Annotated in this window: 16 protein-coding genes; 3 read left to right on the top strand and 13 right to left on the bottom strand. The window is 66.5% G+C overall.

The features are described from left to right. Positions 1–117: 117 nt before the first annotated feature. The 6 genes from L2D00_09490 to L2D00_09515 all read right to left on the bottom strand — a co-directional run bounded on the left by L2D00_09490 (position 118) and on the right by L2D00_09515 (position 5,110). A complete protein-coding gene (locus tag L2D00_09490; protein WBQ12076.1) occupies positions 118–414 on the bottom strand; it encodes an aspartate decarboxylase in 297 nt (98 codons plus the stop codon). A gap of 94 nt (positions 415–508) precedes the next feature. Then, entirely contained in the window at positions 509–1,654 is a 1,146-nt protein-coding gene (locus L2D00_09495) for a PLP-dependent aspartate aminotransferase family protein (protein ID WBQ12077.1), read from the bottom strand. Then, a complete protein-coding gene (locus tag L2D00_09500; protein WBQ12078.1) occupies positions 1,651–2,568 on the bottom strand; it encodes an alpha/beta fold hydrolase in 918 nt (305 codons plus the stop codon). Before L2D00_09500 ends, L2D00_09495 begins: the two co-directional genes overlap by 4 nt. Next, positions 2,565–3,593: a hypothetical protein gene (locus tag L2D00_09505; GenBank protein ID WBQ12079.1), complete on the bottom strand. Its 1,029-nt coding sequence runs from the start codon at positions 3,591–3,593 to the stop codon at positions 2,565–2,567. Before L2D00_09505 ends, L2D00_09500 begins: the two co-directional genes overlap by 4 nt. A 211-nt stretch (positions 3,594–3,804) precedes the next feature. Continuing rightward, positions 3,805–4,800, bottom strand: coding sequence for a putative sulfate exporter family transporter (locus tag L2D00_09510; protein WBQ12080.1), 996 nt, complete (start codon positions 4,798–4,800; stop codon positions 3,805–3,807). A 43-nt stretch (positions 4,801–4,843) separates the two neighbouring features. Next, a complete protein-coding gene (locus L2D00_09515) occupies positions 4,844–5,110 on the bottom strand; it encodes a DUF6356 family protein (protein WBQ12081.1) in 267 nt (88 codons plus the stop codon). 110 nt (positions 5,111–5,220) lie between these two features. Between L2D00_09515 and L2D00_09520 the strand changes: the two genes are divergently transcribed. Further along, on the top strand, positions 5,221–5,697 hold the full coding sequence (locus L2D00_09520; protein ID WBQ12082.1) for an Lrp/AsnC family transcriptional regulator: 477 nt from the start codon (positions 5,221–5,223) through the stop codon (positions 5,695–5,697). A 13-nt stretch (positions 5,698–5,710) separates the two neighbouring features. Here L2D00_09520 and L2D00_09525 read toward each other — a convergent pair whose 3' ends face one another. The 6 genes from L2D00_09525 to L2D00_09550 all read right to left on the bottom strand — a co-directional run bounded on the left by L2D00_09525 (position 5,711) and on the right by L2D00_09550 (position 10,624). Continuing rightward, positions 5,711–7,117 carry an NAD(P)(+) transhydrogenase (Re/Si-specific) subunit beta gene (locus L2D00_09525; protein ID WBQ12083.1) on the bottom strand — a complete coding sequence of 469 codons (1,407 nt, stop codon included), beginning with the start codon at positions 7,115–7,117 and terminating at the stop codon, positions 5,711–5,713. Between the two features lie 28 nt (positions 7,118–7,145). Beyond that, entirely contained in the window at positions 7,146–7,559 is a 414-nt protein-coding gene (locus L2D00_09530; GenBank protein ID WBQ12084.1) for a hypothetical protein, read from the bottom strand. A 39-nt stretch (positions 7,560–7,598) separates the two neighbouring features. Beyond that, the gene (locus tag L2D00_09535) at positions 7,599–7,934 is read right to left on the bottom strand and encodes an NAD(P) transhydrogenase subunit alpha (protein WBQ12085.1); all 336 of its coding nucleotides are present in this window, start codon (positions 7,932–7,934) and stop codon (positions 7,599–7,601) included. Between the two features lie 115 nt (positions 7,935–8,049). After that, on the bottom strand, positions 8,050–9,183 hold the full coding sequence (locus L2D00_09540; protein ID WBQ12086.1) for a Re/Si-specific NAD(P)(+) transhydrogenase subunit alpha: 1,134 nt from the start codon (positions 9,181–9,183) through the stop codon (positions 8,050–8,052). 94 nt (positions 9,184–9,277) lie between these two features. Beyond that, the gene (locus L2D00_09545; GenBank protein WBQ12087.1) at positions 9,278–9,574 is read right to left on the bottom strand and encodes an aa3-type cytochrome c oxidase subunit IV; all 297 of its coding nucleotides are present in this window, start codon (positions 9,572–9,574) and stop codon (positions 9,278–9,280) included. A gap of 123 nt (positions 9,575–9,697) precedes the next feature. Next, the gene (locus tag L2D00_09550; protein ID WBQ12088.1) at positions 9,698–10,624 is read right to left on the bottom strand and encodes an alpha/beta hydrolase; all 927 of its coding nucleotides are present in this window, start codon (positions 10,622–10,624) and stop codon (positions 9,698–9,700) included. A gap of 280 nt (positions 10,625–10,904) precedes the next feature. Here L2D00_09550 and L2D00_09555 point away from each other — a divergent pair, with 280 nt between their 5' ends. Beyond that, positions 10,905–12,398: a sigma-54 dependent transcriptional regulator gene (locus tag L2D00_09555; GenBank protein ID WBQ12089.1), complete on the top strand. Its 1,494-nt coding sequence runs from the start codon at positions 10,905–10,907 to the stop codon at positions 12,396–12,398. A gap of 19 nt (positions 12,399–12,417) precedes the next feature. Here L2D00_09555 and L2D00_09560 read toward each other — a convergent pair whose 3' ends face one another. After that, entirely contained in the window at positions 12,418–13,089 is a 672-nt protein-coding gene (locus tag L2D00_09560; GenBank protein WBQ12090.1) for a helix-turn-helix transcriptional regulator, read from the bottom strand. 96 nt (positions 13,090–13,185) lie between these two features. On the opposite strand from L2D00_09560, the gene L2D00_09565 reads away from it, so the two are divergent. Further along, positions 13,186–13,533, top strand: a complete 348-nt coding sequence (locus L2D00_09565) for a DUF1428 domain-containing protein (protein ID WBQ12091.1) — start codon at positions 13,186–13,188, stop codon at positions 13,531–13,533. Position 13,534: the final 1 nt, after the last annotated feature.

A 13,534-nucleotide genomic window follows, 5' to 3' on the forward strand; every position in this document is an offset into this window, starting at 1 on the left:
CGATCCCCTCCCCCCAAGCCCGTGCCCGGCCGGGTCCGATATCTGCACACTTGTTCCCCTGACTGACCCGGCGCGCCGCTTCCCACGGCGCGCCGGTTGCCGTGCAGGGCTGACGCGTCAGCTCTTGGGGTGGGTGTCTCGCCATTGCTCCATGGACTGGGAGATGGCGAAGGTCTCGCGGTATTTCGGGCTGCCTGCGGGGCGCGGTGCGCGGTCGCGGGTCAGCTCCATAATCTCCGCCAGCTTGTTGTGCGCCGCCCCCGACTGCCCCGCGCCGATATAGGCGTGCAGTTCGACCAGCGCGCTGGACAGGGCGTCATGGGCGCGGATGACGAAATAGGGCTCGTCCTCGGCCAGATCGGGATAGCAGTCATACTGGGACGGATTGGCTTTCGAGCCGAGAGGGGCGGCCATGGCGAGAATCTCCCTGATGTGCGTGCAACACGTCGCGGGACTACACTAGCGGGCTTCGCGCGCTCACGGGACCCGGTTTCGCACTGCGATTTGACTAGGACGCGCCTAGCGCTGCGTCGAGATCGGCCCACAAATCCTCCACATCCTCCAGCCCCACCGACAGGCGTACCAGACCATCGCCGACGCCGGCGTCGGCGCGTGCCTGCGGGCTCATCGCAGCATGGGTCATCAGGGCCGGGATGGAGACCAGCGATTCCACCCCGCCCAGCGACTGGGCGAGGGTGAACAGGGCAAGTCTCTGGGTGAGTGCGCGTGCCGCGTGCGCGCCCGCCGTCAGCTCAAAGCTCAAAAGCGGCCCGAACCCGTCCTGCTGGCGCGCCGCGATGGCGTGGCCGGGATGGCCGGCGAGCCCGGGATAGTCCACCCGCGCCACGGACCGATGGACTTCGAGGCGCGCCGCAATCAGATGAGCGCTTTGCGACTGCACCCGCGCACGCACCGGCAGGGTGCGCAGGCCCCGCAGGGCGAGAAACGCATCGAACGCGGCCCCGCCGGTCCCGGCGGCATTGGCCCACCAGGCCAGGCGTTCTGCAAGCGTGCCATCGCGCGTGCAGACCACACCGCCCACCATGTCGGAATGTCCGTTGATCAGTTTGGTGATCGAGGCCAGCGATACATCCGCGCCGTGTTCCAGTGGCCGCTGCAGCACCGGCGACAACACGGTATTGTCCACCACGCTCAGGGCACCGGCTTCACGCGCCAGCGCGCACGCTGCCGCCAGATCGGTCAGGCGCAGGCGTGGATTTGACGGGGTCTCGAAAAAGGCGAGCGCCGCGCCGGGTGCCAGGGCGCGGGCCAGCGCCTCCAGATCGGTGCAATCGGCATAGACCAGGTCAAACCCGCGCTGCGCCGCCCGCGCGTCGAACAGGCGGCGCGTGCCGCCATAGCAGTCATGGGCACAGACGATGCGCGCGCCGTTGGGCAGGTCATTGAGCACCAGATCAATGGCGGCCATGCCCGATGCGGTGACCACCGCGCCCGCTGCGCCCTCCAGATCGGCGATGGCGCGTCCCAGCATGTCCCGGCCCGGATGGGCGGTGCGGGCATAGTCGAACGCTCCGGGCACAGCCGGATCATTGCGGCGATAGGCAGCTGACAGGCTGACCGGCGCCACCACCGCGCCCTGCACCGGATCGGCATTGATGCCTGCGCGCGCCGCGCGGGTGTTGATGCGGCTCATGACCGCCCCGCCAGAAAGGCGTTGACCGCCTCGACCTCTTTGAGGAAGCCGTCGTGGCCATACAGGCTGTCAATGCAGGTGACGCTGGCGCGGGGCGCGCGGGCGGCACTGGCCTCCACATCCTGCGCCGGGACAAGCCGATCAGAATTGACCGCCAGAAAGCGCAGCGGCACGGCAATTGTCTCCATCGCAATATCCACCGCGTCCATGGACTGGGACAGGACCAGAAACCGTTCCGGGTCTGTCACCGCCGCATAGCGCGCACCGCAGGCGGCGAGATAGGATTGCGTGTCTGCGGGACTGGCGAACCGGCCGGCAAACTCTTCCGGTGTGCGGTAAGTTGTCATCGCCAGGCGCCGGGCCAGGTCCAGCGCCTGGGCGCCGCGGCCTGTCTCCAGACCCAGATGAACGATCTCGCGCTGGATGGAGCGCCAGGCCGCCGCCATGGGGTGGGGACGCGCTGCTGCGCACAGAATGTCCGCCCGCAGGACCCGGGCGGGATCCGCCGCACAAATGGCCAGCGCGATCATCCCGCCATAGCTCGCCCCGGCCAGCGCGAAGCGCTCGATCCCGGCAGCATCGGCGAGCGCCAGCACCGCATCGGCCTGATCCTCGACGCTGGGGAAGGGCCGCGCCTCGCTGCCGAGACAATCGAGGCTGAGGAACCGGCCCCGGCGCGGGTCCAGCGCCCCGCCCGGTCCTGCCACGCCGGGCCACCAGCCTTCACCGTCGGCGTCTGTCAAAAGCCTGCGCCCGGCGGAAATCCCGCCGAGCACCACAGTCACCGGCCCATCCGGCGCGCCCGCCAGGCGCCCGGTGACCTCATACCAGGCACCGCTGCGTGCTGCGAAGCCGCAGACGATATCCTCCACCGGCCAGGGCGCCGGTTCAGCCTGTCTTGCCAGCGCGGTCATGAGCACACCGCCGCAATCAGCCGGTGCACATCACCCAGCACGCTGGCCGTGGTGGGCGCGCGGCCGGCACCCTTGCCCGCGACGATCACCTGCGCGCCGCGCTCCGGGGTCAGCACCACGCAATTACCCTCATCGCGGGTGCGCGCCAGTGCATCGGTTTCGTCCAGCGCTTCAATCCGGACGCGGCCGCGCACGCGGCTCCCCACCCGCTCCAGCAGCGCCACCTGACGCAGGCGGCGCGACTGCCGGCGGGCGCTGAGTGCAGCACTGGCGGGGAGGCAGGAGATGGAGTCACGCGTCACCGATGCCGGATCAAGGCTGACGCCCCAGGCCTCGCGGGCGATCAGCACCAGCTTGTTGGCGGCGTCCAGCCCGTCAAGATCGGCGCCGGGATCGGCTTCAGCAAAGCCTGCTGCCTGAGCTGCCGCCACGGCGCTTTCAAGGCTTACACCGTCCTGCAGCCGGTCCAGCACGAAATTGGACGTGCCATTGAGCACGCCACGCACCCGCGCAATCCCGGCACCGGACGCGGCCAGCCGCTGCACGGTTTCGAGCACCGGTGCACCGCCACCGACCGCGGCGGAGTGGACGAACACCCGGCCCGCCGCCCGCGCGGCCCGGATCAGGTCGGGACGGCGCGCGGCCACATCCTTGTTGGCGCTGATCACATGGCAGCCCTCTGCCACGGCGCGGGCGACAAGCGCTTCCGCCTCACCGCCGCCCGGAAGCGCCTCGATGACCAGATCGGGCCGGGTCGCAAACACACTATCCGGGTCGGTTAAAACCGGGGCCGGAAAACCGCCCCCGGGGCGCGGGCGGCGCGCCAGAATGCCGGTAAGAACCAGCGGGTCCGGCAAATGCTCGATGACACCGCCGCCGACGACCCCGCACCCCAGAATCACAGTGCGCAGGGGCAGCATGGCCCGGCGCGCCGCCAGACGCGCTTCCAGTGTCACAGGGACGGCCATCGCGGAACGGTCAGCATTGGTCTGGACAGGTTTCGGGGCGGTCAGAAAGGCGGTCATATCAGTCTCCGGTCACAACTGGCGCTTGAGCGCACGGGCGGGAACAGGAGACAGCGTCCGGACGGCGCGTACGCCCCGGTCAGGGCGCATCAAACACTCGGTCGCTTCGCTTTAGCTGCACTTGTTCCGCGCCCGCAAGCTGAAGCTCAAATCGGCGCATGATCAGATATAAAGATATGCTTATGTCGTGTCCAGAGCTAAAATGACCGGCTTACAGAAACAGCGCGGCCCCGGCGAAAATGGTCCCCAGAAGGATCAGGGACGCCAGCGCGCACAGCACCAGCGGACGCCAACCGGCCTGCGTGATCCGGCGTGGATCAATGGCCAGCCCCAGCGCCGCCAGGGCCACACAGAACAATAGGGAGGCAAGCCATGCGCTGGCCGCGATAAACGCGGCCGGCAGGGGGGCCTGCCAGGCCAGCAGCGCCGCTGCGGCGAAGCCCGTGACGAACCAGGGCGGCAAGAGCCGGCCGAGCCCGGTTGAACCCGGAGCCCCGCCCGGTGCCAGCAGCATCAGCACCGGGGCCAGCATGGCCACCCGGATCAGCTTGGCGCTGACGCCGGCTGCTCCAGCCTCCTCGCCCATGGCCGAGGCCGCGCCGGTGGCGTGGGCCAGTTCGTGCAACGACGCCCCGGCCCAGACCCCGCCCGCCAATGCGCTGAGACCAGCAGCGTGAGCGATCACCGGAATGGCGACCATGGCGAGCCCGCCCATAAGGGTGATAGCGGCCAGCGTGGTGGTCACGGTTTCCTGCCGCGCCTTGAGCGCCGCGCCCGCGGCCAGCGCCGCCGACGCACCGCAAATGGAGACCCCTGCAGCCATGACCCGCGCCATGTCGCGGTCGACGCCCATCAGGCGCGCCAGACCCAGTGTTGCGGCAAAGCCGATAGCGACCGCAGCCACCGCCAGCGCGGCACCCGGCCAGCCAATGGCCGCGATGTCATGGCTGCCCAGGCGCAGGCCCAACAGCACGACGGCGGCTTTCAGCACCGGGCCATAGGCGGTGGCCAGCCCCGGCTCGATGATGGCGGGCGCACCGCCCAGTCCGGCGCGCAAGGCCATGCCCGCCAACAGCGCCAGCGCCGGCGCGCCAAGCCAGGCCGGGGTCACACCCGATGCCATCAGCGCAGCGCCCGCCAGCACCAGCGCGATCACCAGGCCGGGTAGCAGAGGGAGCGCGGCGCGCGGCCGCCAGAGAAAGATCACGATGGAACTCGATTCACGCAGGGCGGGACGGCCGCCGACGGATCTACGCTTCGCCTTCGCGCCGGACCGATCCGTGCACGCCGGCACCCGGAACCGCGTTGCGCAGGTCGCGATGGGTGACCATGCGCCGGTGAAGGTCCTCGATACAGCGCGATCCCGATTTCACGAACAGAAACGGCAGGAGGCCGTGGATCAGACAGGCGAACCCGGCGCCGATCATGGCAAAACCGAAGGACGAGGCCTGGACCAGATGCGTACCATAGCTCTCTCCGACAGACGCGGGATGGTCGGTGAAGGCGCGCTTGATCATGGCGGTCAGGTCCTTTCCAGAACGATGAGACTTGGAAGGATGGCGCAGTTCGCGTAGAAAACGCGTCCAAAATCATGCGCTCGTGACTAAATTTATAGGAGATAGTTCCAATGAAGGCGGTCAAACTGGATTCAATTGATCGCAAGATCCTCCACTGGCTGCAGCAGGATGCCGATTTGCCCATCGCCGAACTGGCCGAACGGGTCGGCCTGTCCCAGACGCCTTGCTGGCGCCGCGTCAAGCGGCTCACGGAAAGTGGCGTGATCCTGCGCAAGGTGGCGCTGGCCGATCCGCGGGCCCTGGGATTGAAGCTGATCGCGTTCATCGCGGTGAAGACCAATCAGCATAATGACCGCTGGCTGGAGCGCTTTGCGCGCGGTGTCTCAGGGCTCGACCATGTGCTGGAGTTTCACCGCATGAGCGGCGAGACCGACTACCTCATCAAGGTGGCGGCGCGCGACATGGAGCATTTCGACGCCATCTACAAAGAGCTCATCCAGATCGCCGACCTCAATGACGTCTCCAGCCATTTCTCCATGGAGACGATCAAGATGAGCACCGCCTATCCGGTGTTGGACGGCGCGTGAGCGTGTCTCGCGCTCAGTCCAGCGACTTGACGATGGATTCGGTCATTTTCTTCGCGTCGCCCAGCAGCATGAGCGTGTTGTCGCGGAAGAAGAGCGGGTTCTCGATGCCGGCATAGCCCGAGCCCATGGACCGCTTGACGAACATCACCGTGCGTGCCTTCCAAACCTGCAGTACCGGCATGCCATAGATCGGGCTTGTGGGATCGTCTTCCGCGGCCGGGTTGGTGACGTCATTGGCGCCGATCACGAAGGCGACGTCCGCCGTGGCGAACTCGGCATTGATGTCTTCCAGCTCAAACACCTCGTCATACGGCGCCTGCGCTTCGGCCAGCAGCACGTTCATATGGCCCGGCATGCGCCCGGCCACCGGGTGAATGGCATAGGCGATATCCACGCCTTCGGCTTTGAGCGTATCGGCCATTTCCTTCAGCGCATGCTGGGCCTGCGCCACCGCCATGCCATAGCCCGGCACGATGATGACCTTGCCGGCATTTTTCATGATGAAGGCCGCGTCTTCGGCAGACCCCATCTTCACGGCGCGATCCACCTGGCCGTGAGCGCCGGCCGAGGCCGCGTCAGCGCCGAACCCGCCCAGGATCACCGAGATGAAGGACCGGTTCATGCCCTTGCACATGATGTAGGACAGGATGGCACCTGACGAGCCCACCAGCGCGCCAGTGATCAGCAGCGCGGTGTTTTCCAGCGTGAAGCCGAGCGCAGCCGCGGCCCAGCCGGAATAGGAATTCAGCATGGACACGACCACCGGCATGTCGGCACCGCCGATGGGGATGATCAAAAGCACGCCCAGCACCAGCGCCAGGACCGTGATGATCCAGAACGCCGTCTTGGCCTGACCACCCGAGGCGGTGAGGAAGACGACAAACACCGCCGCGGCGATGCCCAGCCCCAGATTGAGCCAGTGCTGGCCCTTGAAGACGATGGGCGCGCCGCTCATCAGGCCTTGCAGCTTCATGAAGGCGATAATGGAACCGGAGAAGGTGATGGCCCCGATCGCCGCGCCGATCGCCAGCTCCACCAGCGACAACGCCTTGAGCCCGCCGCCCGGTGCCGAAATCCCGAACGCCTGCGGCTCATACAGCGCAGCCGCGGCGACCAGCACGGCGGTGAGGCCTACCAGCGAGTGAAAGCCTGCCACCAGCTGCGGCATGTCCGTCATGGCGATGCGCCGCGCGATCACCGCACCGATCCCGCCGCCGATGATGACAGCGCCCAGGATGAGCATGATGCCAAGCGCGGTCAGGTCCACCACGACCAGCGTTGTGCCCACCGCGACGGCCATGCCGGCCATGCCGAGATAATTGCCCTGGCGCGAGGTTTCCGGGCTCGACAGGCCTCGCAGGGCCATGATGAACAGGATCCCGGAAACGAGATACAGAAGGGCGGCGAAATCAGCGGACATGAACGTCTCCGAAGGAGCGGGCGGGAAGTCAGCCGGCGGTAAAGGCGCTAAATGCGACCACACGGCCACAAGGGGCTGCAGGCTCAGGCTGAACGGTCGCGCAGATCGGGTTCTCCGGATCCGGCACGTAAATCACTCGAATGCTCCCGCCTCGACCGGCGGCGTGGGTGAGCAGGTTCATGGCCGCCGCGATGCCGCCCGGCGCTGAACCGCCATCATAGGCCATATAGGTTTGGGCGCAGTCGATCAGCAGACCGTTATGGGCCGCCCAAACCCGGTTCACACTGCAGTTTCGCGTCTGGCGTTCAGTCACATCCTGAGTCTGCACCCCCAGCTGGACGGGCGGGGCGTCCGGGCGTTGACTTTGAACGCGCTGCTGGGCCTCGGCCACTGACGAGAGACCCAGGGCGATGAGGAAGGCTGAAACGCACAGGCGGACCATGGCTGGACTCCTTACTGCGGACGAAACAAGCCGCCGCCCTCAGGCAGCGTCCCCAGAGGCCGGCTTGGCCGGCCTTTCCTTCTTCTTGTACATCGCCAGCATGCGCTGGGTGACTAGGAAACCGCCAAAGATATTGATGCTGGCCAGCAACACGCCCAGAACGCCGAGCCCCTTGGCGAACTGCGCGCCTTCGCTGGCCGCGGCCGCGGCAGCCGCAATCAGGGCGCCGACGATGATCACAGAGGAGATGGCGTTGGTCACGCTCATGAGCGGGGTGTGCAGGGCCGGAGTCACCGACCAGACCACATAATAGCCCACGAATACGGCGAGCACGAAAATCGCCAGGCGGAAAACATTCGGATCGACTGCGTCCATGTCAGGCTCCGTGAGGCGGCGTGCGGGGCTTAGCCCGCGATGATGGCGGCGGCGGCAAAGGCACTCAGCGTGACGATGGCCGTAACGGCGATGGCGATCTGGATGATGCGGCGTTTCATGAGCCGTCTCCTTTGAGGGTGGGATGGACAATCTCGCCATCCCGGGTCAGGGCCATGCCCTTTATGATGTCATCATCCCAGTGAGGGCTGAGCGCGCCGTCTTCGGCGCGCAGAAGCGGGAAGAGATTGACCAGATTGCGCGCCAGCAATTGCGAGGAATCCGCGGCCAGGCGCGCGGGCAGATCGCCATAGCCGGCGATCTTCACGCCGTTATGGACCACCAGTTCACCCGATTTCGTCAGCTCACAATTGCCGCCATTGGCCGCGGCAATGTCGATGATCACCGAGCCCGGCTTCATCGTGTCAACCATGGCCCGGGTCAGCAGGCGCGGTGCCGGTCGTCCGGGGATCAGCGCGGTCGTGATGATCACGTCCTGCTTGAGAATGTGCGAAGCGACCAGCTCGGCCTGCTTGGCCTTGTAGTCGTCGCTCATTTCCTTGGCGTAGCCGCCGGCAGTCTCGGCAGCCTTGAACTCTTCATCCTCGACGGCGACGAATTTGGCACCTAGCGAGGCCACCTGCTCCTTGGCGGCGGGGCGCACGTCCGTGGCAGTCACGATGGCACCCAGGCGGCGCGCCGTGGCGATGGCCTGTAGGCCGGCAACGCCGACGCCCATCACAAACACGCGTGCCGCGGCAATGGTGCCGGCCGCCGTCATCATCATCGGGAAGGCGCGGCCATAGAGCGTGGCAGCTTCCACCACGGCGCGGTAGCCGGCCAGGTTGGACTGGGACGACAGCGCATCCATCGACTGGGCCCGCGTGATGCGCGGCGTGAATTCCATGGCCAGTGCGTTGACGCCCGCCTGGGCGCAGGACCCGGCAAAGTCGACCGCGCCATGGGGCTCGAACAGCCCGACCATCACGGCCCCTTTTTTGAGGCCTTTGATCACGCCGGCATCAGGCCGGCGCACGCAGAACAGGGCGTCCGCCGCCTTGACCACATCATCGCGCGTGCCCACGCCGGCACCGGCCGCCTCATAGGCGGCATCGGCAAAATCGGCACGGGCACCTGCACCGGATTCCACCAGAACTTCAGCGCCGGTCTTGACCAGCGCTTTCACGCTGTCAGGCGTGGCGGCAACCCGGGTCTCGCCCGGATGAGTTTCGGCAAGGATGGCGATTCGCATGCAAATCCCTTGAGCGGCGCGGCTTTAACCAATGCGCCCAGCATGCGCGACTCGGCTGGAAAGGCAATTGGTTTTTGGCCCTTGCGCAGACGCGTCAGGAATTGGCGAGCAACAGGGTGATCCCACCGGCCATGATGGCGATGACCGCAAGCACGCCAAGAGACGCCCAGTAACGCGGGCCCTGCTTGAGGACAAATCCTGCCACGCCGCCTGCGATCAGCGAGATGATCAGGGCACTGATCCAGTTCGTGCCCGCACCAAACACCAGGGTCAGGTACAGCACGATCAGGCCCAGCAGGACCGAGATGAACACCGACACCTTCATGACGGCGCCGTAGGTCGATTGGTGATGGGAAATGTCCATCTGACCGCGGGTGTAGTCTTCAGCCATCGTCACATTCCTTGTCCGGGAAGGCTCTGGAGCCGCAGCCCCTGCATGGCGCGCCTCTAGCATGACCCGCCGCCCCCGCCAAGGCAGCAAGCGCTGCACGGACGGGCGCGGCCATGCGCCTGATCACCCGGGCGGGGCCCAGCCCTCCACCAGCGCATCCAGCGCCGAAACCACAGCCATCGGATCATCCAGAATGAGGTGATGGCGCGCACGCGGCACGGTGACGAAGGGCGAGCGGGTGAAGACCGAGCGCATGTAGGCCCAGGTCTCCGTGTTCATGAGATCGGAGCGTTCGCCCCGGATGAAGGCCAGCGGGCAGCCCAGCGCCGCGGCCGCAGCTTCAGGATCGCGGCGCTGATAGGTGAGCTTGGCCCACAGATCGGGATCGAACCACCAGGTCCAGCCGCCCTCGGCTTCGCGCAGCGAACCGCGCGCCACATGATCCACCAGCCACACATTGTCGCAGGGCTGGGCGGGCAGCAGGCGGAAGCGCGCCAGCGCGGTCGCCAGATCAGGATAGATCTTGCCGCCGCGGCGTGGCGGCGATCCTTCGCGCTGCTTCTCCGGTTTGCGCATCGGGCTGTCGAGGATCACCGCAGCGCGCAGGTCTGCGCCGAACTCCGTGGCGGCCTGCAGCGTCACGAACCCGCCAAAGGAATGGCCGACAAAGACCGGCTTGCCGTTCACGAACGCGCCGGCGTCTTCAGCCGCCGCGCGCATGTCGGCGGCGTGATCGGTCATGGTATAGACCTCGCGCCAGCCGCTCTGCCCCATGCCGGCCAGATCCGGCGCAATCACCCGGCGCCCCGCCTGGACCAGGAACGGCCCCAGCGCATCCCACCAGCCCTTGTGCGCGGTACCGCCATGGATCAGCACCAGCGCCGGATCGCCGCGCCTGCCCCAGGCCTTCCAGACCAGGCGCACGCCGTCCCGCACGGTCTCGCCCGTCTCGAAAGGGGCCGCCAGCGCGTCGGCGAACCAGTCCGGCGCGGGCACAGGCGCGCCGGCGAATTGCGCCAGCGGCGGAGGCAGGGGGGCGGGGTCGGTCATGAAGGGCGCATCCAAAAGCAATGACTGGAAACAGATAAAAGGGTTAGCCCTCGTGCTGCGGCGCGTCAAACCGCGAGCGGACGGCTGCGGCGCCTCCTGCCTAACCCTTTCTTTACCCTAACCAATTCTGACCATGCCTTACACGTGATCTTTACCGGCCATGTCCCATAACGGTGCGCATGAAGACGGGAGGCGGCCGCGGGGCCGGGACGGGGAACACCCCGGCCGGCGCCGCTCAGAAGCCGCCCCCGGTGGATGGGACCGAAAGGGCGTGGGTGCAATGGCGAAGACCGTACTGGTCGTCGATGACGATCCGACCCAGCGCCGCCTGATGCAGGCGGTGCTGGAAAAGCAGGGGCATAGCTTCCAGGGTGCCGAGGACGGCGATTCCGGCCTGGCCGCGGTGAAGCGCGGCGGGATCGACGTGGTCATGCTCGACATGATCATGCCCGGCATGGACGGGGTGGAGACCCTGGAGGCGATCAAGGCGCGCGAGCCCGATCTGCCCGTGATCATGCTCACCGCCCATGGTGGCATCGAGACGGTTGTCCGGGCCATGCGCGCCGGCGCGGTGGATTTCTTTGTCAAGCCCGCCAGCCCCGAACGCATCGCCGTGTCGCTGCGCAATGCGCTCAAGGTGAAAGACCTCTCCAGTGAAGTCACGCGCCTGAAGAAGACCCGGTCGGGTCAGCTGGGCTTTGGCGACATGATCGCCGGGGCTCCGGCCATGCGCCAGGTGGTGCGGCTGGGCGAACGGGCGGCGAAATCCAACATCCCGATCCTGATCACCGGCGAAAGCGGCGTGGGCAAGGAACTGGTGGCGCGCTCCATTGCGGCGGCGTCGGACCGGGCGGGGCGTCCCTTTGTGGCGGTCAATTGCGGGGCGATCCCGGAAAACCTGGTGGAATCCACCCTGTTCGGTCACGAGAAGGGCTCGTTCACCGGCGCTGTGGCCAAGCATCTGGGCAAGTTCCAGGAGGCCGATGGCGGCACGCTCTTCCTTGATGAAATCGGCGAGTTGCCGCTGGACATGCAGGTCAAGCTCCTGCGCGCCCTGCAGGAAGGCGAGGTCGATCCGGTCGGCTCGCGCCGTCCGGTGAAGGTGGATGTGCGCATTGTCTCGGCGACCAATCGCGACCTGACCGAACAGGTCAAGACCGGCGCCTTCCGCGAAGATCTGTTCTACCGGCTCAACGTGTTCCCCATCGAGGTGCCGTCGCTGGCGAAACGCCGCGATGATATCCCGGCGCTGGTGCGCCACTTCATCGCCCGCTTCAACGCCCAGGAAGGCAAGGCTGTGCTCGACGCCACCGGCGAGACCATGGATTTGCTCGCCCGGCACGAATGGAAGGGCAATGTGCGCCAGCTGGAGAATGCGGTGTTCCGCGCCGTGGTGCTCAGCGACAGCGACTATCTGACCCCGGAAGACTTCCCGCAAATCTCCGGCCTGACGCCGACCTTGCGTGACGCCGAACCGGCACCGGCACCGGCACCGACTCCGGCCAGCGCCCCGGCGGTGCCGTCCAGCGCCGATGTGTTTGACGCCGCCGCGCTGGATGACGAGGACGACGCCCTGCGGGTGGATATTCTGGACGCAGGTGGTCATCTGCGCTCGCTGGAGGCCATCGAACGCGACCTGATCGCGTTTGCCATCGAGACCTATTCAGGCCGCATGGCCGAGGTCGCCCGCCGCCTCGGCGTGGGCCGCTCGACGCTTTATCGCAAAGTCCGCGAATACGATCTCGAAGTGGATAATTTCCGCGAAGCGGGGTGAAATCTGAGTCCGGCCGCCCCTAAACCGGGGCGGCCGGCTCGGCTTTTTCCGGCAGCGGGAACAGCATCGCGAAACGCCGGGCCAGCGCGCGGTCGCCCTGAACGTTCAGCCCGGCGTCCTCCCCCGCGTCCAATGTCATCCCGCCATAGACCAGTCCGGCGACCAGGTTGGGATCGCCCGATAGCGTGAAGGCCGGCGCCTGCGCCTCTCCAATGCCGATCTCCAGCTGCGCGTCCTTGATGCGCACCCGGTGCGGGACGCCGTCGAGCACCAGCGCGGCTTCCACATCGAGGCCGGCAGCGCGCTCTGTGTTAAACATCGTGCGGAACGAGAGCATCACGGACGCCGCGCTCATCGGCTTTCCCGGTGCCAGGGTCGGCGAGCGCGCCGCCCAGCGCCCGATATCCTTGATCAGCGGCTCAAGTTCGGCACCCCAGGGCGTGAGCGCGTAGACATGCGAGGCGGCTGGCGGCGGCAATTTGCGGCGCACCACGAGATGCCCGGCTTCCAGCTCGGCCAGCCGCGTGGTCAGGATATTCGTACTGATGCCGCACAGCGCGGCCTTGAGATCACTGAACCGCTTGGGTCCGGGGATCAGCTCGCGCACGATCAGCAACGCCCAGCGCTCACCGACCAGATCGAGCGCATGGGCAGTCGCACAACCATCATCATAGGGCTTCTTGCGGGCCATGGATGAGATTTAAGTTGATTCTGGCAATTATCCAGTTGCTTTTTTGAACCAAGTGTCGGACCTTCACTTTCGTTCAACACCGGAGGAGATGTGTCCATGGCCTATATCGACGGCGTTCTGCTGCCTGTACCGACCGACAAAAAGGAAGAGTACCGCGCCCACGCCGAGCGCGCGGCGCAGGTGTTCAAGCGTTACGGCCTTGTATCCAGCACCGAGTGTTGGGGTGACGATCTACCCGAAGGCAAGATCAATTCCATGCACACAGCCGTACTGCGTGAACCGCATGAGAGCGTGGTGCTCAACTGGATGGTCTGGCCCTCCAAAGCGGTGCGCGACGCCGGCTGGGCGAAGATCATGGACGATCCCGACATGGGTGGCATGGAGATGCCCTTTGACGGCAGGCGCATGATTTTCGGTGGCTTTGAGATTCTGCTTGAAGTCTGAC

It is taken from the genome of Hyphomonadaceae bacterium BL14, from assembly GCA_027627705.1.
Taxonomy (GTDB): domain Bacteria; phylum Pseudomonadota; class Alphaproteobacteria; order Caulobacterales; family Maricaulaceae; genus Oceanicaulis.

Excerpts from the sequence above, each read along its gene's own strand:
- L2D00_09495 (WBQ12077.1), bottom strand. The coding sequence starts at position 1,654 with ATGAGCCGCATCAACACCCGCGCGGCGCGCGCAGGCATCAATGCCGAT.
- L2D00_09500 (WBQ12078.1), bottom strand. The coding sequence starts at position 2,568 with ATGACCGCGCTGGCAAGACAGGCTGAACCGGCGCCCTGGCCGGTGGAG.
- L2D00_09535 (WBQ12085.1), bottom strand. The coding sequence starts at position 7,934 with ATGGACGCAGTCGATCCGAATGTTTTCCGCCTGGCGATTTTCGTGCTC.
- L2D00_09515 (WBQ12081.1), bottom strand. The coding sequence starts at position 5,110 with ATGATCAAGCGCGCCTTCACCGACCATCCCGCGTCTGTCGGAGAGAGC.
- L2D00_09490 (WBQ12076.1), bottom strand. The coding sequence starts at position 414 with ATGGCCGCCCCTCTCGGCTCGAAAGCCAATCCGTCCCAGTATGACTGC.
- L2D00_09520 (WBQ12082.1), top strand. The coding sequence starts at position 5,221 with ATGAAGGCGGTCAAACTGGATTCAATTGATCGCAAGATCCTCCACTGG.
- L2D00_09545 (WBQ12087.1), bottom strand. The coding sequence starts at position 9,574 with ATGGCTGAAGACTACACCCGCGGTCAGATGGACATTTCCCATCACCAA.
- L2D00_09505 (WBQ12079.1), bottom strand. The coding sequence starts at position 3,593 with ATGACCGCCTTTCTGACCGCCCCGAAACCTGTCCAGACCAATGCTGAC.
- L2D00_09530 (WBQ12084.1), bottom strand. The coding sequence starts at position 7,559 with ATGGTCCGCCTGTGCGTTTCAGCCTTCCTCATCGCCCTGGGTCTCTCG.
- L2D00_09550 (WBQ12088.1), bottom strand. The coding sequence starts at position 10,624 with ATGACCGACCCCGCCCCCCTGCCTCCGCCGCTGGCGCAATTCGCCGGC.
- L2D00_09565 (WBQ12091.1), top strand. The coding sequence starts at position 13,186 with ATGGCCTATATCGACGGCGTTCTGCTGCCTGTACCGACCGACAAAAAG.
- L2D00_09525 (WBQ12083.1), bottom strand. The coding sequence starts at position 7,117 with ATGTCCGCTGATTTCGCCGCCCTTCTGTATCTCGTTTCCGGGATCCTG.
- L2D00_09555 (WBQ12089.1), top strand. The coding sequence starts at position 10,905 with ATGGCGAAGACCGTACTGGTCGTCGATGACGATCCGACCCAGCGCCGC.
- L2D00_09560 (WBQ12090.1), bottom strand. The coding sequence starts at position 13,089 with ATGGCCCGCAAGAAGCCCTATGATGATGGTTGTGCGACTGCCCATGCG.
- L2D00_09540 (WBQ12086.1), bottom strand. The coding sequence starts at position 9,183 with ATGCGAATCGCCATCCTTGCCGAAACTCATCCGGGCGAGACCCGGGTT.